Origin of the sequence: Hydrogenophaga luteola (assembly GCF_042648585.1) — a bacterium.
Lineage (GTDB): Bacteria > Pseudomonadota > Gammaproteobacteria > Burkholderiales > Burkholderiaceae_C > Hydrogenophaga > Hydrogenophaga luteola.
In genome coordinates this window covers 196246-218303 of the sequence record NZ_JBHRXX010000009.1, presented here as the reverse complement: position 1 = coordinate 218303, position 22058 = coordinate 196246, and the positions used below count along the sequence as shown (strand labels likewise).

Annotated in this window: 22 protein-coding genes; 13 read left to right on the top strand and 9 right to left on the bottom strand. The window is 65.3% G+C overall.

All coding sequences use genetic code 11. The annotated features are described in order from the left end of the window. The first annotated feature begins 73 nt into the window (after positions 1 to 73). The 3 genes from ACFOPI_RS19830 to ACFOPI_RS19820 all read left to right on the top strand — a co-directional run bounded on the left by ACFOPI_RS19830 (position 74) and on the right by ACFOPI_RS19820 (position 3017). A complete protein-coding gene (locus tag ACFOPI_RS19830; RefSeq protein ID WP_066259845.1) occupies positions 74 to 709 on the top strand; it encodes a GntR family transcriptional regulator in 636 nt (211 codons plus the stop codon). A gap of 16 nt (positions 710 to 725) precedes the next feature. After that, positions 726 to 1616 (top strand): Dyp-type peroxidase, encoded by an 891-nt coding sequence (locus tag ACFOPI_RS19825; RefSeq protein WP_382177770.1) that lies wholly within the window; start codon positions 726 to 728, stop codon positions 1614 to 1616. 111 nt (positions 1617 to 1727) lie between these two features. Beyond that, positions 1728 to 3017 carry an NAD(P)/FAD-dependent oxidoreductase gene (locus tag ACFOPI_RS19820; RefSeq protein WP_382177767.1) on the top strand — a complete coding sequence of 430 codons (1290 nt, stop codon included), beginning with the start codon at positions 1728 to 1730 and terminating at the stop codon, positions 3015 to 3017. A 15-nt stretch (positions 3018 to 3032) separates the two neighbouring features. On the opposite strand, the gene ACFOPI_RS19815 is transcribed toward ACFOPI_RS19820, so the two are convergent. The 5 genes from ACFOPI_RS19815 to phaC form a co-directional block, all read right to left on the bottom strand. Next, positions 3033 to 3476 carry an FKBP-type peptidyl-prolyl cis-trans isomerase gene (locus ACFOPI_RS19815; protein ID WP_382177764.1) on the bottom strand — a complete coding sequence of 148 codons (444 nt, stop codon included), beginning with the start codon at positions 3474 to 3476 and terminating at the stop codon, positions 3033 to 3035. A gap of 13 nt (positions 3477 to 3489) precedes the next feature. Then, positions 3490 to 4515 (bottom strand): tRNA dihydrouridine(20/20a) synthase DusA, encoded by a 1026-nt coding sequence (gene dusA, locus ACFOPI_RS19810; protein ID WP_382177761.1) that lies wholly within the window; start codon positions 4513 to 4515, stop codon positions 3490 to 3492. A gap of 68 nt (positions 4516 to 4583) precedes the next feature. Further along, a complete protein-coding gene (phbB, locus tag ACFOPI_RS19805; protein ID WP_066151438.1) occupies positions 4584 to 5321 on the bottom strand; it encodes an acetoacetyl-CoA reductase in 738 nt (245 codons plus the stop codon). A gap of 48 nt (positions 5322 to 5369) precedes the next feature. Then, positions 5370 to 6551, bottom strand: coding sequence for an acetyl-CoA C-acetyltransferase (locus tag ACFOPI_RS19800; protein ID WP_382177758.1), 1182 nt, complete (start codon positions 6549 to 6551; stop codon positions 5370 to 5372). 75 nt (positions 6552 to 6626) lie between these two features. Next, complete coding sequence (gene phaC / locus ACFOPI_RS19795) at positions 6627 to 8444, bottom strand: class I poly(R)-hydroxyalkanoic acid synthase (RefSeq protein WP_382177755.1); 1818 nt, start codon at positions 8442 to 8444, stop codon at positions 6627 to 6629. A 126-nt stretch (positions 8445 to 8570) separates the two neighbouring features. Here phaC and ACFOPI_RS19790 point away from each other — a divergent pair, with 126 nt between their 5' ends. Then, complete coding sequence (locus ACFOPI_RS19790) at positions 8571 to 8870, top strand: hypothetical protein (RefSeq protein WP_382177752.1); 300 nt, start codon at positions 8571 to 8573, stop codon at positions 8868 to 8870. Here the strand turns inward: ACFOPI_RS19790 and pgeF are convergent. Genes pgeF through ACFOPI_RS19770 form a run of 4 tightly spaced genes read right to left on the bottom strand, consistent with a single transcriptional unit; the run spans position 8790 to position 12704 of the window. Continuing rightward, the gene (gene pgeF, locus ACFOPI_RS19785; protein WP_382177749.1) at positions 8790 to 9575 is read right to left on the bottom strand and encodes a peptidoglycan editing factor PgeF; all 786 of its coding nucleotides are present in this window, start codon (positions 9573 to 9575) and stop codon (positions 8790 to 8792) included. The genes ACFOPI_RS19790 and pgeF overlap by 81 nt on opposite strands. Then, positions 9575 to 10216, bottom strand: coding sequence for a maleylacetoacetate isomerase (gene maiA, locus ACFOPI_RS19780; RefSeq protein WP_382177746.1), 642 nt, complete (start codon positions 10214 to 10216; stop codon positions 9575 to 9577). Before maiA ends, pgeF begins: the two co-directional genes overlap by 1 nt. A 20-nt stretch (positions 10217 to 10236) precedes the next feature. Continuing rightward, complete coding sequence (locus ACFOPI_RS19775; RefSeq protein ID WP_382177743.1) at positions 10237 to 11133, bottom strand: ribose-phosphate diphosphokinase; 897 nt, start codon at positions 11131 to 11133, stop codon at positions 10237 to 10239. Continuing rightward, entirely contained in the window at positions 11133 to 12704 is a 1572-nt protein-coding gene (locus ACFOPI_RS19770; protein WP_382177740.1) for a thymidine phosphorylase family protein, read from the bottom strand. Before ACFOPI_RS19770 ends, ACFOPI_RS19775 begins: the two co-directional genes overlap by 1 nt. An 83-nt stretch (positions 12705 to 12787) precedes the next feature. On the opposite strand from ACFOPI_RS19770, the gene ACFOPI_RS19765 reads away from it, so the two are divergent. From ACFOPI_RS19765 to ACFOPI_RS19725, 9 genes are all read left to right on the top strand, one after another. Continuing rightward, entirely contained in the window at positions 12788 to 14173 is a 1386-nt protein-coding gene (locus tag ACFOPI_RS19765; protein ID WP_382177737.1) for a Rieske 2Fe-2S domain-containing protein, read from the top strand. Next, a complete protein-coding gene (locus tag ACFOPI_RS19760) occupies positions 14170 to 15648 on the top strand; it encodes a glutamine synthetase family protein (RefSeq protein ID WP_382177734.1) in 1479 nt (492 codons plus the stop codon). The genes ACFOPI_RS19765 and ACFOPI_RS19760 overlap by 4 nt, the downstream gene beginning before the upstream one ends. Positions 15649 to 15665: 17 nt before the next feature. Next, positions 15666 to 15995: a 2Fe-2S iron-sulfur cluster-binding protein gene (locus tag ACFOPI_RS19755; protein ID WP_066259801.1), complete on the top strand. Its 330-nt coding sequence runs from the start codon at positions 15666 to 15668 to the stop codon at positions 15993 to 15995. A 23-nt stretch (positions 15996 to 16018) separates the two neighbouring features. Beyond that, a complete protein-coding gene (locus ACFOPI_RS19750; protein ID WP_382177730.1) occupies positions 16019 to 16714 on the top strand; it encodes a fumarylacetoacetate hydrolase family protein in 696 nt (231 codons plus the stop codon). Positions 16715 to 16798: 84 nt separating this feature from the next. Then, a complete protein-coding gene (locus tag ACFOPI_RS19745) occupies positions 16799 to 17857 on the top strand; it encodes a TRAP transporter substrate-binding protein (RefSeq protein ID WP_382177727.1) in 1059 nt (352 codons plus the stop codon). 64 nt (positions 17858 to 17921) lie between these two features. Next, on the top strand, positions 17922 to 18476 hold the full coding sequence (locus tag ACFOPI_RS19740; RefSeq protein ID WP_382177724.1) for an NUDIX hydrolase: 555 nt from the start codon (positions 17922 to 17924) through the stop codon (positions 18474 to 18476). A 260-nt stretch (positions 18477 to 18736) separates the two neighbouring features. After that, positions 18737 to 20185: a tyrosine-type recombinase/integrase gene (locus ACFOPI_RS19735; RefSeq protein ID WP_382177721.1), complete on the top strand. Its 1449-nt coding sequence runs from the start codon at positions 18737 to 18739 to the stop codon at positions 20183 to 20185. A gap of 109 nt (positions 20186 to 20294) precedes the next feature. Further along, positions 20295 to 21287: a hypothetical protein gene (locus ACFOPI_RS19730; RefSeq protein ID WP_382177718.1), complete on the top strand. Its 993-nt coding sequence runs from the start codon at positions 20295 to 20297 to the stop codon at positions 21285 to 21287. Next, a complete protein-coding gene (locus ACFOPI_RS19725; RefSeq protein ID WP_382177715.1) occupies positions 21281 to 22054 on the top strand; it encodes a hypothetical protein in 774 nt (257 codons plus the stop codon). Before ACFOPI_RS19730 ends, ACFOPI_RS19725 begins: the two co-directional genes overlap by 7 nt. The last annotated feature ends 4 nt before the right edge of the window (positions 22055 to 22058 follow it).

Genomic DNA, 22058 nt, shown 5'->3' with positions numbered 1-22058 from the left:
TCATAATTATTGATGCAAAATATTCCAATGGGCTTACAATGCCGGCTCGCTGTCACCCCTCAACCCTGCCCGCATGTCCGCCCTGTCCCTCGCCCCCCGCGCCCTGTACGAAGAAGTCGCCGAGCTGCTGCGCCAGCGCATCTTCAAGCGTGAACTGGAGCCCGGCAGCTGGATCGACGAACTCAAGCTGGCCGAGGAATACGGCATCAGCCGCACCCCGCTGCGCGAGGCACTCAAGGTGCTGGCGGCCGAAGGCCTGGTGACCATGAAGGTGCGCCGCGGCGCCTACGTGACGGAAGTGTCCGAGAAAGACCTGGCCGACGTCTACCACCTGCTGTCGCTGCTCGAATCCGACGCCGCCGGCGTGGTGGCCGAGCGCGCCACCGACGCCCAGCGCACCGAACTGCAGACCCTGCATGCCGAGCTGGAAACCGCCATCACCAACCGCGACCGCTTCTTCGCCGTCAACGAGCAGTTCCACATGCGGCTGCTGGAGATGGCCGACAACCGCTGGCGCCAGCAGATGGTGGCCGATCTGCGCAAGGTCATGAAGCTCAACCGCCACAGCTCGCTGTTCAAGTCCGGCCGAATCGAGGAGTCGCTGGCCGAGCACCGCGCGGTCATGGCCGCCCTGCTCGCGCGCGACGCCCACCTGACCCGCCAGCGCATGCAGGAGCACTTCCGCAACGGGCTCGAAGCGGCGACCTGAGCCCATAATTCCGGGCATGAGCATCGCCCACCTCGCCCAACCCGGCATCCTCGAACCCATCCCCGCCCACGGACGCTACCTCACCTGCCAGCTGCGGGTCGGCGTCGACCCGCGCGTGGTGCTCAAACGGCTGGCCAGCCAGGCCGATGGCAGCGCCACCGTGGTGGGCATCGGCGCCTCGCTGGTGCGCGAACTGGGCACCCAGGTGCCTGGCCTGAAAACCTTCACCGGCATCGACGGCGCCCGCATCAAGCTGCCCGCCACGCCCACCGATCTGCTGGTCTGGCTGCGCGGCACCGACCGCGGCGACCTGCTGATCCGCAGCCGCCACCTGGAAACGCTGCTGGCACCCGCGTTCGATGTGACCGACATCACCGACGCCTTCAACCACCACCAGGGCCGGGACCTCACCGGCTACGAGGACGGCACCGAAAACCCGCAGGGCGACGAGGCACCGGTCGTGGCGCTGCTGCCCGAAGAAGCTGGCGATCTGGCCGGCAGCAGCTTTGTGGCCGTGCAGCGCTGGCACCACCACATGAGCCGCTTCGAGGCCATGCCCAAACACCAGCAGGACCACACCATCGGACGCGAGCGGGAGAGCAACGAAGAACTCGACGACGCGCCCGAATCGGCCCACGTCAAGCGCACCGCACAGGAAAGCTTCGACCCCGAGGCCTTCGTGTTGCGCCGCTCCATGCCTTGGGCGGAAGGCAACAACGGCGGTCTGGTGTTCGCCGCCTTCGGCCACTCCTTCGACGCGTTCGAAGCCCAGTTGCAGCGCATGTCAGGCGCCGAGGACGGCATCACCGATGCGCTGTTCAGCTTCTCGGAACCACAAACCGGTGCCTACTTCTGGTGCCCGCCCGTCCGCGACGGGCTGATCGACCTGCGCGCGCTGGGCCTCTGACCGGCTATCGCCGGCCGGGTTTCCCCTCGGTCGGGGCTTGACTTTTGTCAAGCTGTATACCCCCAGGGGCATACATGATCAGGTCTTCAAGATCCACCTCTGGAGACCCCCATGGCACGCATCGTCATTCTGGGCGCCGGCATCGGCGGCATGCCCATGGCCTACGAGATGAAAGCCCTCGCCCGCCCGGGCGACACGATCACCGTCATCAGCGAAGCCCCCAAGTTCCACTTCGTGCCGTCCAACCCCTGGGTGGCGGTCGACTGGCGTCAGCGCAAGGACATCGAGGTCGACATCGCACCGGCGCTCAAGCGAAAGGGCATCGAATCCATCATCCAGCGGGCCAAGCGCGTCCACCCCGATGCCAACCAGATTGAGATGGAAGACGGCAGCCGTGTGGACTACGACTACCTGGTCATCGCCACCGGACCCAAGCTGGCGTTCGAGGAGATCGAAGGTCTGGGCCCGCACGGCGGCCACACCCACTCGGTCTGCCACGTGAGCCACGCTGAAGCCAGCAAACTCGCCTGGGACGAATTCGTGAAGGCCCCCGGCCCCATCGTGGTGGGCGCGGTGCAGGGCGCGTCCTGCTTCGGGCCCGCCTACGAGTTCGCGATGATCATGGACACCGACCTGCGCCGCCGCAAAATCCGCGACAAGGTGCCCATGACCTTCGTGACCTCCGAGCCCTACATCGGCCACCTCGGTCTGGGCGGCGTGGGCGACTCCAAGGGCATGCTGGAATCGGCGTTCCGCCAACGCCACATCAAGTGGATCTGCAACGCCAAGACCACCAAGGTGGAAGCGGGCCAGATGTTCGTGACCGAGCACAACGACCAGGGCCAGCCCATTAGGGAACATGTGCTGCCCTTCCAGCACAGCATGATGCTGCCCGCCTTCAAGGGCGTGGACGCGGTGTTCGGCATCGAGGGGCTGACCAACCCGCGCGGCTTCATCACCATCGACGAACACCAGCGCAACCCGAAGTTCCGGAACATCTTCAGCGTGGGGGTCTGCGTGGCCATCCCGCCGGTGGAAGCCACACCGATCCCCTGCGGCACACCCAAGACCGGCTACATGATCGAGTCCATGGTCACGGCCACCGCGCACAACATCCGCGAATTGTTGGATGGGCGAGAGCCGACGCACCACGCCACCTGGAACACCGTCTGCCTGGCCGACTTCGGCGACACCGGCGCCGCTTTTGTGGCCCTGCCCCAGATCCCGCCGCGCAACGTGAGCTGGTTCAGCGAGGGCAAATGGGTTCACCTGGCCAAGGTGGCCTTCGAGAAGTACTTCATGCGCAAGATGGAGAAAGGCACGTCCGAGCCGATCTACGAGAAGCTCATCATGGACTTCATCGGAATCACCAAGCTCAAGGCCAAGCTCACCGGCAAATGAACCTGGCTGGCTGAATCACTTGCCAGCGATGCCGAGCAGCTCCACCTCAAACAGCAGCGTGGCGTTGGGCGGGATCACGCCACCCGCACCGCGCTCGCCATAGGCGATCTGGCTCGGGCAGGTGAGCTTGGCCTTGCCGCCCACCTTCATGCGCTGCACGCCTTCGGTCCAGCAGGGGATGACGCGGCCGAGTGGGAATTCGATCGGCGTGCCGCGCGCGTAGGAACTGTCGAACTCCTTACCGTCGGGGAAGGTGCCCTTGTAGTGCACTTTGACCGTGTCGGCCACCGTGGGACTCGCGCCGTTGCCGTCCTTGAGCGAGCGGTAGACCAAACCGGTCTTGGTGACCACAGCACCGGCCTCCTTGGCGGCCGCTTCGGTCACGGCGTTCTGGGCCGAGGCGTTCAGGGACAACAGGCCAGCAGACAGAGCGGCGGCGCAGATCAGAAAACGGGACATGGTGTGTGTTCTTTCAGTGGATAGAAACAGAGGGTTCGAGCGGAGCGTCGTCGCGTTGTGCGCCGACATGGGCCTGGGCCATCGCCCAGACCTCGCGCGGCGGCAGTGGCTTCAGGCGGTGGTCGCTCCAGACTTGGCGCCACTTGCGCGCGCCGTGCAGGCCGTGGCGCAGACCGAGCATGTGGCTGGCAATCGAATACCAGTTCACGCCGTCCTGTGCGTGGGCGCGCTCCATGTAGTCGATCATGGCCAGCTCGATGGCTTCGCGCGTGATCTCAGGGCGGGTGTTGTCGCCATAGAAGCGTTTGTCCCAACCCGCCATCAGCCAGGGGTTGTGGTAGGCCTCGCGGCCGATCATGGCCCCGTCGACGTGTTCAAGGTGCGTGGCGATCTGGTCGTCGGTCGTGATGCCGCCATTGACCGAAATGGTCAGTCCGGGGAAGTCCTGTTTCAGCCGGTAGGCCAGTTCGTAGCGCAGCGGCGGAATCTCGCGGTTCTCTTTGGGCGACAGACCCTTGAGCCATGCGTTGCGGGCATGGACCAGAAAGACCTTGCAGCCGCCCTCGGCCACGGTGCCGACGAAGTCGCGCACGAAGTCGTAGCTCTCGACCTTGTCGATGCCGATGCGGTGCTTGACCGTGACCGGCACGTCCACCACGTCGACCATGGCCTTGACGCAGTCGCGCACCAGCGCGGCCTCGCCCATGAGGCAGGCACCGAACGCACCGCGCAGCACGCGCTCGCTCGGGCAGCCACAGTTGAGGTTGATCTCGTCGTAGCCGCGCTCCTGCCCCAGCTTGGCGCACACCGCCAGATCGGCCGGCTCGCTGCCACCGAGTTGCAAGGCGACGGGGTGTTCCTCGTCGTTGAAGAACAGGTGCTGGGCCGCGCTGCCGTGGATCAGCGCCCCCGTTGTCACCATCTCGGTGTACAGCAGGGTGTGGCGGGTGAGCAGTCGGTGGAAATAGCGGCAGTGACGGTCGGTCCACCCCATCATGGGTGCGACCGACAGGCGCCAGGGGGAAACGGAAACAGACATGGGGCTGGATTATCCCGCGGCCATGAAAAAACCCGCCGAAGCGGGTTCCTTGCAATGTCGACGCGAGGTCAACCCATGTGCAGACCACCGTTGACCGAGAAGTCCGCGCCGGTGGCGTAACCGCCCTCTTCGCTGGCCAGCCAGGCAATGATGGAGGCAATCTCCGATGGTTCACCCAGGCGCTTGACCGGCACCGTGGCGACGATCTTCTCCAGCACGTCAGGGCGGATGGCCTTGACCATGTCGGTGCCGATGTAGCCCGGGCTCACGGTGTTGACCGTCACCCCCTTGGTGGCCAGTTCCTGGGCCAGCGCCATCGAGAAGCCGTGCATGCCGGCCTTGGCGGCCGAGTAGTTGGTCTGACCAGCCTGGCCCTTCTCGCCGTTGACCGACGAGATGTTGATGATGCGGCCCCAGCCCTTTTCCACCATGTCCGGCACGACCTGTTTGGTCACGTTGAACATGGAGTCGAGGTTGGTGTTCATCACTGCGTCCCAGTCCTCCTTGGACATCTTCAGGAACATACGATCCTTGGTGATGCCAGCGTTGTTGACCAGCACGTCGATGCTGCCGTGTTCGGCCTTGGCCTTGGTGAAGGCTTCTACGGTGGAATCCCAGTCACCCACGTTGCCGACCGAGGCGTAGAAGGTGTAACCCAGCGCCTTCTGCTCGTCCAGCCACTTGTTGAAATCGCGGGTGGGGCCGCAGCCGGCGATGACCTTGAAGCCGTCCTTGTGCAGGCGCTGGCAGATCGCGGTGCCGATGCCGCCCATGCCGCCAGTGACGTATGCGACTTTTTGACTCATGTGTGTGCTCCTCTAGGTGGTGCCGTGTGGCGAAAAAAGTGGTGGGTATCAGGCGCGTTCAACAGCAAGGGAGACGCCCATGCCGCCACCGATGCACAGCGCGGCCAGGCCCTTCTTCGCGCCGCTGCGCTGCATTTCGTGCAGCAGCGTCACCAGGATGCGGCAGCCGGACGCGCCGATGGGGTGACCGATGGCGATGGCGCCACCGTTGACGTTGACCTTGGCCGGGTCGATCTCCAGCGCCTTGTTGACGGCGCAGGCCTGTGCGGCGAAGGCCTCATTGAGTTCGAACAGGTCGACGTCAGACGCCTTCCAGCCGGCGCGGGCCAGGGCCTTCTGCGACGCGGGCACGGGGCCCATGCCCATGGTGGCGGGGTCCAGACCGCTGGTGCCGAAGGCGGCGATGCGGGCCAGCGGGGTCAGGCCCAGGGCCGCGGCCTTCTTGGCGCTCATCACCATCACGGCGGCGGCGCCGTCGTTGATGCCCGACGCGTTGCCGGCGGTCACCGAGCCGGCCTTGTCGAAGGCCGGGCGCAGACCGGCCAGCGCTTCGGCGTTGGTCTTCTTGTTGATGAACTCGTCGGTGTTGAACACCAGCGGATCGCCCTTGCGCTGAGGGATCAGCACATCGACAATTTCTCCCTTGAACTTGCCGGCATCCTGTGCGGCCGAAGCCTTCTGCTGGCTGCCCAGCGCCAGCGCATCCTGCATCTCGCGGGTGATGCCGTGGGCCTTGGCCACGTTCTCGGCGGTGATGCCCATGTGGTACTGGTTGTAGACGTCCCACAGGCCGTCGACGATCATGGTGTCGGTCATCTTCCAGTCGCCCATGCGCTGGCCGTCGCGGCTGCCGTTGAGCACGTGCGGGCTGGCACTCATGTTTTCCTGGCCACCGGCGATCACGATCTCGCTGTCGCCCCAGGCCACGGCCTGAGCGGCCAGCATCACGGCCTTGAGGCCCGAACCGCAGACGGCGTTGATGGTCAAGGCCGGGGTTTCCTTGGCCAAGCCGGCCTTCATCATCGCCTGGCGCGCCGGGTTCTGGCCGCAACCGGCGGCGAGCACCTGGCCCATGATGACTTCGCCAATGGCATCGGCGGGCAGGCCGGTGCGTGCCAGCAGCCCCTTGATGACGATGCTGCCGAGTTCTGTGGCCGGCGTCTTGGCGAGCGATCCGCCAAACTTGCCGACGGCGGTGCGGGCGGCAGAAACGATGACGATGTCTTCCATGTGGTTCTCCTTGAGAGGTGGGTGCAGCAAAGATGGGAGCTTGCGTTCAGCCTTGAGCGCAAACGGTCAGAACGTTCAGGCCTTGGCCTTCACATAGCGACCCGGCGCAGGTTCGATGGCGACGTACGCCTTGCCTTTGCCATAGGTTTTTGGGGCAGCAATTTGCTTGCCGGCCAGGGGTTTGAGCCAGGCGGCCCAGTCGGTCCACCAGCTGCCCTTGTGTTCGGTGGCGCTGTCGATCCACTCATTCACATCGGCCGGGAACTGGCCGGCCGGTCCGGTCCAGTGGCTGCGTTTGCCGGCGGCCGGCGGGTTGATCACACCGGCGATGTGGCCCGAGGCGCCCATGACAAAACGCTTCTTGCCCGGGAACACCTGCGTGCTGGCATAGGCGCCGCCGATCGGGACAATGTGGTCTTCGCGCGAGCCGTAGATGTAGACCGGCAGCTTGACCTTGCGGAAGTCCACCTTCTGGCCGCAGACCGTGGTCTTGCCAGGCTTGACGAGGTTGTTCTCCAGGTACATGTTGCGCAGGTACCAGGCGTAGTACGGGCCAGGCAGGTTGGTCGCGTCGGAGTTCCAGTACAGCAGGTCGAACGGCGGCGGCGATTCGCCCTTGAGGTAGTTGCCGACTACATAGTTCCAGACCAGGTCGTTGGGCCGCAGGAAGCTGAAGGTGGTGGCCAGGTCGCGGCCGGGCATCAGCCCGCCTTGCGCGAACTGCATCTCGCGCATCTTGACGAAGGCCTCGTCGATGAACACGTCCAGGATGCCGGTGTCGGTGAAGTCCACCAGCGTGGTCAGGAAGGTGGCGCTGTGCACCCGCTCCTCGCCGCGCGCGGCCAACACGGCCAGCGCGTTGCTGAGCATGGTGCCCCCCACACAGAAACCCAGCGCGTTGATCCGCTCTGCGCCCGTGATGTCCTGCGTGGTGGTGATCGCCTTGATGACGGCGTCTTCGATGTAGTTGTCCCAGGTCTTCTGGCCCAGCGAGGCATCGGGGTTGCGCCAGCTCACCACGAAGGTGCGGTTGCCTTGCTCGACGCAGTAGCGAATGAACGAGTTGGTCGGCTGCAGGTCGAGGATGTAGAACTTGTTGATGCAGGGCGGCACCAGCAGGAACGGACGTTCATAGACCTTGGCCGTCAGCGGTTTGTATTCGATGAGCTGGAACAGCTCGTTCTCGAACACCACCGCGCCTTCGGTGGTGGCCACGTTCTTGCCCACCTCGAATACGCTCTCGTCGGTCATCGACACATGGCCCTGCTTGATGTCGTGCAGCAGGTTCGCCACGCCCTTGGCAATGCTCTCACCCTGGGTTTCGATGGCCTTCTTCTGCGCCTCTGCGTTGAAGGCCAGGAAGTTGCTCGGCGCGCTGGCGTCGATCCACTGCTGGACCGCAAAGCGCACCCGCGTGCGGGTCTTGGCATCGCCCTCCACCGCATCGGCCAGAGCCATCAGCGTGCGGGCGTTGAGCAGGTACACCGCGGCCGTGTAGGCGGCCACTGGATTGCTCCCCCAGGACTCGTCCGCGAAGCGCCGGTCCCCTTTAGGCTGGACCGCCGGCCCCTGGTTCCACAGACCGGCCACATCCTTGAGGTACTGGTTCTGGATCTCGATCAGCTTGGCCGGATCGAAACTGACCTTGTGTCCCGTCGCATGGGCCAGCAGGTCACCCATGCCGGGCTGCGGCATAGGCATGCCAAACGGATGAGCAGCACCGGTTTGCGGCATGAACGCTTTGAAGGCCGCAAAGGGATCAGGGGAAGAGGTGGGTGCCTGCGTCGCCCCGGGGAAGGCCTGTGCGGCCTGGGTCCACTGCTGGATGAGCTGGTTCTGGAACTGCTCGGCCGCCTGCAGCCAGTCGGGCTGCGGTGTCTTACCAGATGTCATGCAAGTCTCCGATGTTTGTCCTGCGGCTTATTATCAAGTCCTCTTGGGCTTGAGGCCGGGTTTTCCCTAGTGTCTGTCTGCTCACTTCCAACAAACTGACAACAAACTTCCCGGTCGCAGGTCGCTATGTATCTGGTTGTGATCGCTTGGCTTTACGTGGTGCTGATGATGTCGGTGGCCGAGGCCACTGGCACAAACGGCTCTGTTCTTGGAGCCATTGTGACCTTTTTTCTTTACGGTTTAGTGCCGCTCTCATTGGTGGTTTTCCTGATGCTCACGCCGCAACGGCGAAAGGCCATCCGGGAGCGCGAGGCGGCCGAGGAAGCACTGCGCCAACAAGCGGCCTCAAACCTTCCAGATGCAGGCGGCCATGCGGCCGGTGCTGCCGAGCCGGGCGGCGTCCCGGCGGTGGGAAAAGAAACGTGACGATTGCGTGACGGTGCACCAGGCATCGCTGCTGTTGTTGCCGAAGATCTTCGTCACCCCCATCGCGCCCAGCCGTCGGCGCGCCAGCGCCGGCAGGTCGGCCAGATACTTGCCTTGAGCCGGTAACGCATCAAAACACCGCGCGGCGTCGGCATCGACCGACACGAACGCATCGCGCACGTCTGCCCCGACCTCAAAGGCTTTGGGACCGATGCAGGGACCCAGCCACACCATCGGCGCCGGCGCCGTTGCGGACAAGGTCATCAAGGCCTGAAAGGTGGTCTCCAGGATGCCGTGGCCATCCTGTCCAGCGAGTCCACGCCAGCCGGCGTGAGACGCAGCCACCGCCGTTCCGTCGGGCAAGCACCAGAGCACGGGCAGGCAGTCGGCCACCATCACGGTGCAGACCACGCCGGTGCGCGCCGTCAGGCACGCATCGGCCTCGGTACCGTCTGCGGTGTCGCCATCGAGGGACACAACCTCCACGCCATGGACCTGCGACAGGAACACCGGGCGCGCGCCGCAGGCGTCCCTCAGGCGCCGGCGGTTGATGAGCACCGCCACCGGCTCGTCCCGCACGTGCTCACCAAGATTGAAACTGTCGAAGGGCGGCGCCGAGGCACCGCCGGCACGGGAGGTGAACACTGAGCGGACACCCGCGGGTACGGGCCAGTCGGGCACCAGCCAATCGGAAGGGAACGGCATCAGGCCTCGTTGTCCGGGCAGGCCGAGGGCTGCGCCTGCTGGAACGCCGGCAGGGCCATGCAGGCTTCAAAGGCTGCCATGGTGCGCGGCAGGCCGTCCATCGGCGTGTTGAAGCGCTGCCCGTTGAAAATCTGCGGCACGAGGCAACAGTCGGCCAGGGTGGGGGTATCGCCATAGCAGTAACGGCTTGCGGGCAGCTGGTTCAGCTGGCGCTCGAAAGCCTCCAGCCCGGTGCGCACCCAGTGGCGGTACCAAGTGTTCTTCGTCTCTTCGTCGACCTTGAGCGTGCCCGAGAGGTACTTGAGCACACGCAGGTTGTTGATCGGGTGGATCTCGCAGGCGATCGACTGCGCCAGCGCGCGCACACGGGCGCGGCCGATGGCATCGCCCGGCACCAGCGCCGGCTCGGGATGGGTCTCATCGAGGTACTCGATGATGGCCATGGACTGAGACAGGCGCGTGCCATCGTCCAGTTCCAGCAGCGGCACCAGTCCGTCGGCGGCGATGTCGGCATAAGCAGACTTCTTGTGTTCGCCCTTGGCGAGATGCACCGGCACGTAGTCGTAGGCGATGCCCTTGAGCGCCAGCGCGATGCGCACGCGGAAGGACGCGGAGGAGCGGAAGTAGTTGTAGAGCTTCATGGCGCAAGCATAAGGGGATGTCAGAGGCCGCGCAGCTGTGCGGCCACGGCCGGAACGATGCTCACGGCATTGCTGTCGTGGGGGATGCAGTCGGTACTCCAGATGCGGTTCACGCCCGCTTCTCGGATCAGCGCCACGGCGCCATCTGCGAACAGCGCGTGGGTCACGGCGACGTCGACCGACGCCGCTCCGGCCGCCCGCAGCAGCTCGGCGGCCCGCGCAAGCGTGTGGCCCGAGCTAGCCACATCGTCCATCAGCACCACCGGACGCCCCCGTACCGGCAAGGACGGCAACTCGATGTCGACATGGCGGTCGCCGTGGCGGGTCTTGCGGCACACGCCATGCGCCCAACCGTGCCGGTTGGCGGCCTGCGCCACCCACTGCAGGGACTCTTCGTCGGGACCGATCAGCAGCACATCGGCAGCGCACTGGCTGGCAATGTGGTCGGACAGCAGCGGCGCACCGCTGAGCACGACCGCATCGCGCACCGGAATCGCTTCCTGCAGCGTCGCCACACGGTGCAGATGCGGGTCGACCGTGACCACGGCATCGAACAGGTCGGAAAGGAAAGCGCCGACGATGCGCTGGCTCACCGCCTCGCCGGGGTTGAACGCAATGTCCTGCCGCATGTACGCCAGATAGGGCACGACCAGGGTCAGGTGCCGCGCACCGAGTTCGCGCGCCGTGCACGCCACCAGCAACAGCTCCACCAGCTTGTCGTTGGGCTGGTGCAGGCCGCGCCAGATCACCACGCGCGCGGGCAGTGCCTCGGGCAGCCGCACACGCACCTCGCCATCGGGGAACCGGTGGCGGTCCACGATCGAGAGCTTCAACCCGGTCAGATCGGCACAGACCTGCGCGACCGCTTGTTCATCGTCGAAACACAGCAAGGCTCCCGACAGCACAGGAGAAGACATCAAGACTCCACGAAAACCTGGGGGATCTGGGCGGCTGTGCCCAGCGAGACGCCGCAGTGCCGTTCCACTGCGTGGCGCGCGAACTGCAGGTCGGACGGATAGTCAGCATGGATGCGGTAGAGCACCTGCCCTCCACGCACCGTGTCGCCGAGCCTGCACATCAGATCCACACCCGCGCCTTTGACCTTGGGCGCGCCGGCCAGGCGTGCGATCTGGGCGATCTGCAGGTTGTCGATGCCAATCACCACGCCATCGGACGCCGCCGGAACCTCCTGCGTCAGCGCCCCAAGCGCCGGATGGTGGTGGTCAAAGCCATGCGAGCCCTGCGCCGCAATGATGGCCTGCATGCGGCTGAGCGCCCGGCCCGACTCCAGGATGTCGCGCGCGATGGCATAGCCCTGGCCGCCGCGCACGTCCGGGCTGCATTCGATCAGCCGGCCGGCCAGCCGCAGCGACTTCTGGCGCAGGTCGTCGGGTGCCTCGGGGTCGTTTTCCAGCACGCGCATCACGTCGCGCGCCTCCAGTGCCGGCCCGATGCCACGGCCCACGGGTTGCCGGCCGTCGGTGATGACCACGTCCAGCGAGAGGTGCAGGCGCTGCGCCACGTATTCGAACAGGCGGCGCAGCTTCTGCGCCTCGGGCATCGACCGCACCTTCGCGGTGGGACCGATGGGAATATCCAGCACCAGGTGCGTCGCACCCGCCGCCATCTTCTTGGACAGGATGGAGGCCACCATCTGCCCCGGGGAATCCAGCGCCAGCGGCCGCTCGACCGAGATCAGCACATCGTCGGCCGGCGACAGGTCGGCGGTGCCGCCCCAGGCCAGGCAGCCCCGGTGGTCGCGCACGATGTCGGTCAGCCGGTCGAACGGCAGCTCCACATTGGCCAGCACCTCCATGGTGTCGGCGGTGCCGGCCGGCGAGGTGATGGCGCGCGAGGAGGTCTTTGGGAACACCAGGCCGTAGGCCGCGACGATGGGCACCACCAGCATCGAGGTCCGGTTGCCCGGGATGCCGCCGATGCAATGCTTGTCCACCACCAGCGGCTCATGCCAGTCCAGCCGCCGGCCGCTGGCCACCATGGCCTCGGTCAGGAACGAGACCTCTTCGCGGTCCAGCTCGCTGCGGTTGCAGGCCACGACAAAGGCGGTGAGCTCGATCTTGGAGTAGCGGTGGTGGGCGATGTCTCCGACGATGGCGTGGAAGTCGTCGCGGCTGAGCCGCTCGCCGTTGATCTTGCGAAACAGCGCCGGTATCGACGCGGGCGGTTCTGCCTGTGTCACCGACGCCGGGTGGCCTTCGGGCACCTCCAGCTGCGCAAACGCGTCCTCGGACACGCCGATCTGCTGGCAGCCCACCAGCGCCGGGTCGTCGACCACGTTGAGAGTGGCCAGGATGCTGCGACCGTTGGCGCGCACCTCGACCTTGGACAGGGCCTGAAAGCCCTCGGCCCGCACCACCGCGCAGTCGCGGTGCAGGTAGGCCACGTTCTCGCGCCAGGTGTCGATGGCCACGCGGCGCAGGGTCAGGCCGGCACTTGGGCAAGGTATGGTCGTTTCAGGTGTCGCCATGGCTCCACGATACACCGCCCCGGACTGCTTCGCGGCCACGGAAATCGGTTAATGTTTTGCCACCCCACGCAGGAGACGCGCCCATGAAAGCAGAACAGAACCAGCGCCTGACCCAGGTCGGCCCCGGCACCCCAGGCGGCGAGTTGTTGCGGCGTTACTGGCAGCCGGTGGCCATGCTGGACGAGTTCGACCCGTCGCAGGCCCCGCCGATGGCGATCCGTCCGGTCAAGGCGGTGCGGCTGCTGGGGCAGGACTTCGTGCTGTTCAAGGACACCCAGGGGCGCTTCGGCCTGCTGGACCGCGACTGCCCGCACCGTGGCGCCGACCTGGCCTACGGCCGCAACGAGGGCGACGGCCTGCGCTGCCCTTTCCACGGCTGGAAATTCGACGTGAGCGGCCAGTGCACCGAAACGCCCGCCGAACCCGCGGGCAGCACACTCTGCCAGCGCATCCGGCAGCGCAGCTACCCGCTGGTGGAAAAAGCGGGTGCGCTGTTCGCCTGGCTCGGCCCTGAGGGACAGACGCCGCCACCATTCCCCGCGTTGGACTGTTTCGTTGCGCCTGCCTCGCACAGCTTCGTCTTCAAGGGCCTGTGGCACTGCAACTGGCTGCAGGCGTTCGAGGTCGGCATCGATCCGGCCCACGCCTCCTACCTGCACCGCTTCTTCAACGATGCCCCGCTGGAAGGCAGCTACGGCAAGCAGTTCCGCGGCGCGAGCGCAGGCGACATCGGTGGCGAGCGCTGGCCGATGACACGGGTGATGCGCGAGTTCGACCGGCCCGAGATCAGCTTCACCCAGCAGCCCTGGGGCCTGCAGCTGACCGCGCTGCGCCCGCTGAACGAAGCGCTGACCCACGTGCGGGTCACCAACGACGTGTTCCCGCAGACCTTCGTGATCCCGCTGTCGGAAACCATGACGATCACACAGATGCATGTGCCGGTGGACGACACCCGCAACTACTGGTACGCCTTCTTCACCAGCTTCGATGCGCCGGTCGACAAGGCCACCATGCGCCAGCAGCGGCTCAAGGCGGTGACACTGCCCGACTACATCCCCAAGGCCGGGCGCTGGAACCAGTGGGGCTTCAACCCTGAAGAGCAGCGGACCCGCACCTTCCTGGGCATGGGAGAGGACGACATCAACGTGCACGACCAGTGGGCCTGCGAAAGCATGGGCGCCATCCAGGACCGCACGCGCGAACACCTGGGCACCACCGACAAGGTCATCATGGCCCACCGCCGCCTGCTGCTGCAGGCCATGAACACCGTGGCGCAGGGCGGTACGGCGCCAGGCATCGGCGATGCGGCCCAGGCCGCTGGCATCACCGGGCCCGACACGGTCGACGGCATCGCACCTGCCCAGGGCTGGCAGGACTGGTGGCAACGCGCGGTGCGCGACAAGCGCGAGGGTGCGCCGTGGTCAAGCGCAGTCGAACCGGCACAGACGCTGCTGGCTGGCGCCAAATGACGTCGCTCGTCGAACGCTGCGGCCTGCACGACACCCACCGGGAAGCGGCCTGCCTGCGCGCCGCCGAGCTGATCGAGTCCAGCGGCGTCCAGCGCGTGCGCATGGGCTGGTGCGATGTGCACGGACAGTTGCGCGGCAAGACCCTGATGACGCACGCCGCGGTCAGGGCCCTGCGCGACGGCGTCGGCATGGTCGGCACCATGATGCTCAAGGACACCTCGGACCACACCGCCTGGAAGGTGTTCGAGGCTGGGGGTACCGAAGGCCTGACCGGGTTCGCCGGCGCCTCCAACCTGATGCTGCTGCCCGACCCCGAAAGCTTCACCCTGCTGCCCTGGAGCGCGGGCACGGGCTGGTTGCGCTGCCAGCCCTGGTACGGCAACGGAACGCCGGTGACGCTGGACAGCCGGCACGTCTTGCAGCAGGCCCTGTCCAGGCTTTCGATGGCCGGCTTCGGCCTCAAGACCGGCCTGGAGGTCGAATTTCACATCTACCGTATCACCGACGAAGCACCTCAGCTCGATCCCGAACTCGCAGGCTGGCCCGGATTGCCACCGACGGTCCAGATGATCCACCCCGGCTACAACCTGCAGGCCGAGGCCATGATGGACATGGCCGACGAGCCGCTGCGCATCGTGATGCAGACCGCCCAGGCACTGGGTCTGCCGCTGCAGTCGCTGGAGATCGAGCTGGGCCCGAGCCAGGTCGAGGCAGTCTTCGACGCCACCGACGCGCTGACCGCCGCCGACCAGATGGTGCTGTTCCGCAACGGCGTGCGACAGGCACTGCGCCGCGCCGGCTACCTGGCCACCTTCATGTGCCGCCCGCCCTTCCCCCACATCATGTCCAGCGGCTGGCACCTGCACCAGTCGCTGGTGGAGCGCGACAGCGGCCGCAACGGTTACGAGCGCACAGTGCCCGCCGAGGGCAGCACGGTGCGCGACGCCCGCCACACCCTTTCGGACGCCGGCGCCCACTGGCTGGCTGGCCTGCTGGCGCATGCACCGGGCATGACCGCGCTGTGTACCCCTACCATCAACGGATTTGGCCGTTTTCGCCCCAACGCCCTGGCGCCGCAGCACATTCTCTGGGGCCAGGACAACCGCGGCGCGATGTTGCGCGTGGTGGGCGCCGCGGGCGACCCCGCCACCCGGATTGAAAACCGCATCGGCGAGCCCGCAGCCAACCCCTACCTCTACATAGCATCCCAGATCCATGCCGGGCTGGACGGTCTGCTGCGCGGCCTGGAACCACCGCCTGCCACCGACAATCCCTACGCCACCGGCCACGCTCGCCTGCCGGACAACCTGGGCGATGCCCTGGCCGCCCTGCGGTCCGACGAGGCGCTGGTGAACGGACTGGGCGCTGCGGTGGTCGAGCACTTCTGCCGCATCAAGCAGTCCGAAATCAACCGCCACGCCGACGCCCAGGACAAGACCGACTTCGAGCGGCGCGAATACTTCAGCCGCTACTGATCCACTTCTTTTTTCACATGAGCACCATCCACATCCGTTTCGTCCACGCCGACCAGACCGAAAAAACCATCACCGCCGCCACCGGCCAGAGCTTGATGAAAGCCGCCGTCGATTCCGATGTCCACGGAATCGAAGCCGACTGCGGCGGCGTGCTCACCTGCGCCACCTGCCACGTCATGATCGACAGCCCCTGGGCCGAGAAGCTGCCCAAACCGGTGGCCGACGAAACCGACATGCTCGATTTCGCGGCCAGCCCGGTCGAGGCCGGGAGCCGGCTGAGCTGCCAGGTCCGGCTGACGCCCGAGCTCGATGGCCTGGTGGTCCGCCTGCCTGTCTCGCAACACTGACCCAGAACCCTGAAAGGTCACCGATGAGCTACACCTTCGCCCCGCCCGCCGTCGTCTCTGTGCCCGTGGTGGGCCGCGCCGACCGCTTTCCCGTCCACCGCATCTACTGCGTGGGCCGCAACTACGAAGAACACGCCAAGGAAATGGGCTTCACTGGCCGAGAGCCACCGTTCTTCTTCCTCAAACCGGCCGACGCCATCGTGGTGGCCGAAGCCGGACAGACCGCCACCATCCCCTACCCGTCGCTCACCGGCAACCTGCACCACGAGATCGAACTGGTCGTCGCCATCGGCCGTGGCGGACGAGATATCAAGGCGACCGATGCCATCAACCACATCTACGGCTATGCCGTGGGGCTGGACATGACCCGCAGGGATCTCCAGAACGACATGAAAAAGCAGGGCCGCCCCTGGTGCATCGGCAAGGCCTTCGACCAGTCCGCGCCCATCGGCCCTATCACCCCCGCTGCCGAGGCCGGTGACATCGCCACCGCAGCGATCTGGGTCCAGGTCAACGGCGCAGACCGTCAGCGCAGCAACGTCTCGAAGCTCATCTGGAACATCGCGGAAACCATCGAGCACCTTTCCGCAGCCTGGGAACTGCAGCCCGGCGACCTGATCTACACCGGCACGCCCGAAGGTGTGGCGGCCGTGGTCAGCGGCGACACCATGAGCGGCGGTGTCGAAGGGCTCACGGGCATTACGGTGCACGTGGCGTGATTCGGCAAGGGTAAACCCCCAGAGGCCGCTCCCTAGAATGGAACGCCTCTGATCCGCTGTTCCAGAAACCATAGGAGCCACAACATGATCCAGCGCAGAACCCTGCTGCAATCCGGTGCCGCCGTCGCCTTCGGCGCACCCGCTCTCGTCGGCCTTGCCCAGCAAAGCGTGACCCTCAAGTTCCACACCTTCATGGCGCCTCAGTCCAACGTGTGGCTGAACATGCACAAGGCCTGGATGGACAAGGTCACCAAGGACTCCGATGGCCGCATCAAGTTCGAGGCCTACCCGGCGATGCAGCTGGGCGGCTCGCCGGTGCAGCTCTACGACCAGGCCAAGGACGGCGTGGTGGACATCGTTTGGACCCTGCCGGGCAACACGCCGGGCCGCTTCCCGCGCATCGAGGTGTTCGAGCTGCCCTTCATGATGAACAACGCCGAAGCGACTTCCCGTGCCTACTGGGAATATGTGCAAACCGTCGCCGCGGATGAATTCAAGGAGGTGCACCCCATCGCACTGCAGGTGCATGGCCCCGGCATGTTCCACATGCGCGACAAGCTGGTGAAGACCGCGGCTGACCTGCAGGGCTCCAAGGTGCGCGGCCCCACCCGGCAGATCACCAAGATGCTGGGCTACCTGGGCGCCACGCCGGTGGGCATGCCGCTGCCGCAAATCCCCGACGCGCTGTCCAAGGGTGTGATCAACGGCTGCGTGATCCCCTGGGAGGTGGTGCCTTCGGTCAAGGTGCACGAGCTCACCAAGTTCCACAGCGAGTTCGACCCTGCGGGCGGCGCGCTCTACACCACCACCTTCATCATGGCGATGAACAAGGCCAAGTACGCCTCGCTGCCGCCCGACCTCAAGGCCATCATCGACAAGAACTCGGGCATCGAGACCTCCGGCTGGCTGGGCAAGGTGCAACAAGGTGGCGACGTCGCCGGCCGCGATGCGGCGGTCAAGCAGGGCAACACCATCCACACCATCCCGGCGGCCGAGGCCCAGGAGTTCAAACGCAAGGCGCGGCTGGTCGAGGTTGAGTGGATGCAGGACATGGACAAACGCGGCTTTAACGGCAAGCAGTTGCTGGACACCGCCCGGGCTCTGATCGAGAAGCACGGCAAAGCCACCACAAAGAAAGCCTGACGACCATCGGCTTTACAAGGGCTCCCAAGGGAGCCCTTTTTGTTCCGCCTCTACACTCCACGACATGTTTCGCAGTCCGATCCAGCACTGCCGCCAATGCGGCGCACCCGTGGTCTACCGCCTTCCCGACGACGGGGACACCAAGCCCCGCGCGGTCTGCACCGCGTGCGCTACCGTGCACTACGAGAACCCGCTGAATGTGGTCGGCACCGTGCCGGTCTGGGGCGAGGACGGCGCCGAGGTGCTGCTGTGCCTGCGCAACATCGAGCCGCGGCGAGGCAAGTGGACATTGCCAGCCGGCTTCATGGAGTTGGGTGAAACCACGGCCGAGGGTGCACAGCGCGAAACCATCGAGGAAGCCGGCGCCAGTATCGAACTCGGTCCACTGTTCACGCTGATGAACGTCGCGCGGGTGGGTCAGGTCCACATGTACTACCGGGCCCGACTGCTGAACGATCACTTCGACCCCGGCGTGGAAACCATCGAGGCCCGGCTGTTCACGGAAGACCAGATCCCCTGGGATGAGATCGCCTTCCGCACCGTCCGTGAAACCCTGGAGCGCTACTTCGCCGACCGCCGTCAAGGGCTCTTCGGTTTTCACTCCATCGACATTGCCTGACCGGCAGAAACGAAAAAGCCCGCAATCTTTCGATTGCGGGCTTTTCAATAAATGGTCGGCGTGGCGGGATTCGAACTCGCGACCCCTTGCACCCCATCGAAATATACGTGGAATCTTGCGGGATTTCCTGGGACGTTATGGGACGACATTAATCGTTCAAAATCATATAGTTACATTGAATACTTGATCCCAGGCCGTCCCACGAAATACACTGACAGCGTTTTTTCGGTTTACCCCCCGGTTTACCCCCCAGGACCTGTATGACGCGATATCCGAAGTCCGGAAAAGGCAAAAAGTGGACGGCTCTGGAGCTCAAGGCCGTGCCCCTGGCATGGCGCGGCGACATGCTGAGCGACGGCGACGGACTGACCGGCGAAGTCCGGGTCGTCGGCGACCAGACCATCTCCATCCACTTCAAGTTCGCCTTCAAATGGAACGGCAAAGTGGTCTGGCACTACTGTGGCACCTGGCCCGCCCTGTCCATGGAACAGATCCGTCGGCAACGTGACGAGGCGCGTGATCTGGTCCGCTCCGGCGTCAACCCCAACGACCAGAAGAAAGCCGAGCGCATCGAAAACCAGGCCGCAGTCGAGGCGACCCTGGCGCAAGCGGCCGCCGAGGCCAGCCAGAACAGACCGTTCAAGGACATGTTCGACGCCTGGCTGGCCGATGGGGTCGCTCGCAAGGACGGCAACGCCGAACTGCGCCGCTCGTTTGAAAAGGACGTGCTGCCCGTGCTGGGCGACAAGCCGGTGCGGAGCATCACCGAACACGACCTGCGCAAGGTCCTTCGAACCATGGTGGCCCGTGGCGTGAACCGCATGTCTGTGCGCGTGCACCAGGACCTGGTGCAACTGTTCGCCTGGGCCGAAAAGCGCCAGCCCTGGCGCGGCCTGCTGATCGAAGGCAACCCGGCCGACCTGATCGAGATCCGCAAGATCGTCTCCAAGGACTTCGACATGGTCAACGAGCGCGACCGCGTGCTGACGGCCAGGGAGCTGCAGGAACTGCAGGCGATCTTTGAGCGCATGGAGACCGACTACGAAGAGACCCCGGCCGGTCACAAGTACGAGGTGCCGCGCCCGCTCAAGCGCGAGACCCAGCTGGCGATCTGGATCTGCCTGGGCACGCTGTGCCGCATCGGCGAGTTGCTGATGACCCGCTGGGAAGACGTGGACCTGGTGGAGCGCTACTGGACCATCCCGGTCGAGAACGTCAAGGGGCCGATGGGCAAGAAGCAGGGCCATCGGGTCTACCTCTCGGACTTCTCGCTGCGCCAGTTCCAGGCACTCAATGCCCTCACCGGAACATCGCCCTACTGCTTCCCGGCCCGCAACCACAAGCAAGACACCCACATCGACGTCAAGACCGTGTCCAAGCAGGTGGGCGACCGCCAGATCCAATTCAAGGTCCGCAAGGACCTGTCACGCCGGGCCAACGACAACGCGCTGGTGCTCAAGAGCGGCAGCCATCGCGAATGGACACCACACGACATGCGGCGCACCGGCGCCACCATGATGCAGGCGCTGGGCATCCTGCTCGACATCATTGACCGCTGCCAGAACCACGTGATGGCCGGCAGCCGGGTGCGGCGCCACTACCTGCACCACGAGTTCGCCGACGAGAAGAAGGCGGCCTGGGAGAAGCTGGGGCAGCGGATTGATGACATCCTGGGACAGAGCGCTCCATCGTCTGCGGTGTCCGCATGAGCTTCGGCGCGACTGGTCGAAATCCCAAAGCCGGACCAATTTAACACATGATTGCACGATAACATCGTTAATGTTATCGTTCACCTTTTCTGTTATGAAAGACTGAGCGTTGACGCTTGTAGCCGCCACCCGGAAGTACCTCAACGAGGTGTTGGGTATTCCCACGCCCAAGGAAAAGCCCTGGGCGCAAGCCGGCGGGCTGCCGTACTTCCTTCAAGACGCGTTCCAGTTTTCCGAGCTTGAACTGCTGGGCCGTCCCGTCGTGCTGGCGATCACGCCATCCAACGAGAAACAGGCGCTGGGTGACATCCGTGCCCGGTTGGACAAGGTGCGGGCGCGGGCAGAACAGCCGCTTGTGTTCGTGACCGATGCCTTGGCGTCGTACGAGCGAAAACGCCTGATCGAGCAGAAGGTTCCGTTCATCGTGCCAGGCAACCAGCTCTACCTGCCCGACCTGGGTCTGGACCTTCGCGAACACTTCAGGCAGCGGGCGCCAACCACAGGTACTGCCCTGAGCCCATCTACGCAGGCGATCCTCATCGCTGCGTTGATGAACGAACCCCTGGCCACCGACTGGCATCCCGCCCGCCTGGCATCGCCCATGGGCTACACCCCCATGACCTTGTCTCGGTCGGTCAGGGAACTGAACGCGGCGGGCCTCGCCGCGACGCGCAAGGTGGGGCGTTCGCAGTATCTGCACCGCGAGTTGCCACCACAGGATATCTGGGTAATGGCAAGACCCTTGCTCCGCAGCCCTGTGCGCCGGACGTTGTGGGTGGTGAGCGATACCTTGCCAGCAGGCCGCCAGTGGCGGCTGGCTGGCCTGAGCGCACTCGCACGCGATTCCATGCTCACGGAGCCACGACAACCGGTGTACGCCACCACCTTCGCAGAATGGCGGGAGGCCCTGAAAGCCGGTGCCCGCGAGGCGCCGGAACCATCCGATGCGGCACAAGAGCTTGAGCTCTGGATCTACGACCCGGCGCTGGTGCCAGGCCGGGAGACCGTCGATCCACTGTCGCTCACCCTCAGTCTGCAGGACAGCACCGATGAGCGCGTCCTGCAGGCCCTCGACGATTTGAAAGGGCAGCTCCCATGGTGAAAGGGCTGGATCTCTTCCGGGAAACATTTGCAGCGTACGCTGATCAGTATCTGCTGATTGGTGGGACCGCCGCGAGCCTGACGATGGAGGACGCCGGGCTCCAGTTTCGGGCGACCAAGGACCTGGACATCGTCCTGCATGTGGAGGTGCTGACCCCGTCTTTTGGCGAGGCGTTCTGGCAGTTTGTGAATGCAGGGGGCTATCAGCTGCAGCAGGTCAGCGACACCGGAAAGCCGAAGTTCTACCGCTTCCAGAAGCCCGCGGATGAACGCTACCCGGCCATGATCGAACTGTTTGCACGGGCTCCCGATGGCTTGACGCCCGCCGAGGGCAGCCAGCTCACCCCGATCCCACTGGATGAGGCGGTGTCCAGTCTCTCTGCCATCTTGCTGGATGAAACCTACTACGCATTCATCCTCGCTGGCCGACGTGAGATGGGAGGCCTGTCCTGGGTGGGAGAAGACCGGCTGATTCCGCTGAAGGCCATCGCATGGCTGGATCTGAAGACACGCAAAGACCAAGGCGCCGCCATCGATGCCAGAGACATCCGCAAGCATCTCAACGACGTGCTGCGCCTGTCGCAACTCCTGGCGCCCACCACCCGCATTCCACTCGATCCCAAAATCGGGTCGGACCTCGCCCGGTTTCTCGCCGAGGTAGTCGCGGACACCTCCATCGATCCGCAGGTCCTTCAGCTCGGGAAGGTCAGCGTGGCCGAACTGGTGGCGCGTATTGCGCAAGCCTATGGGCTACAGGCCGCTGTTTGAGTGA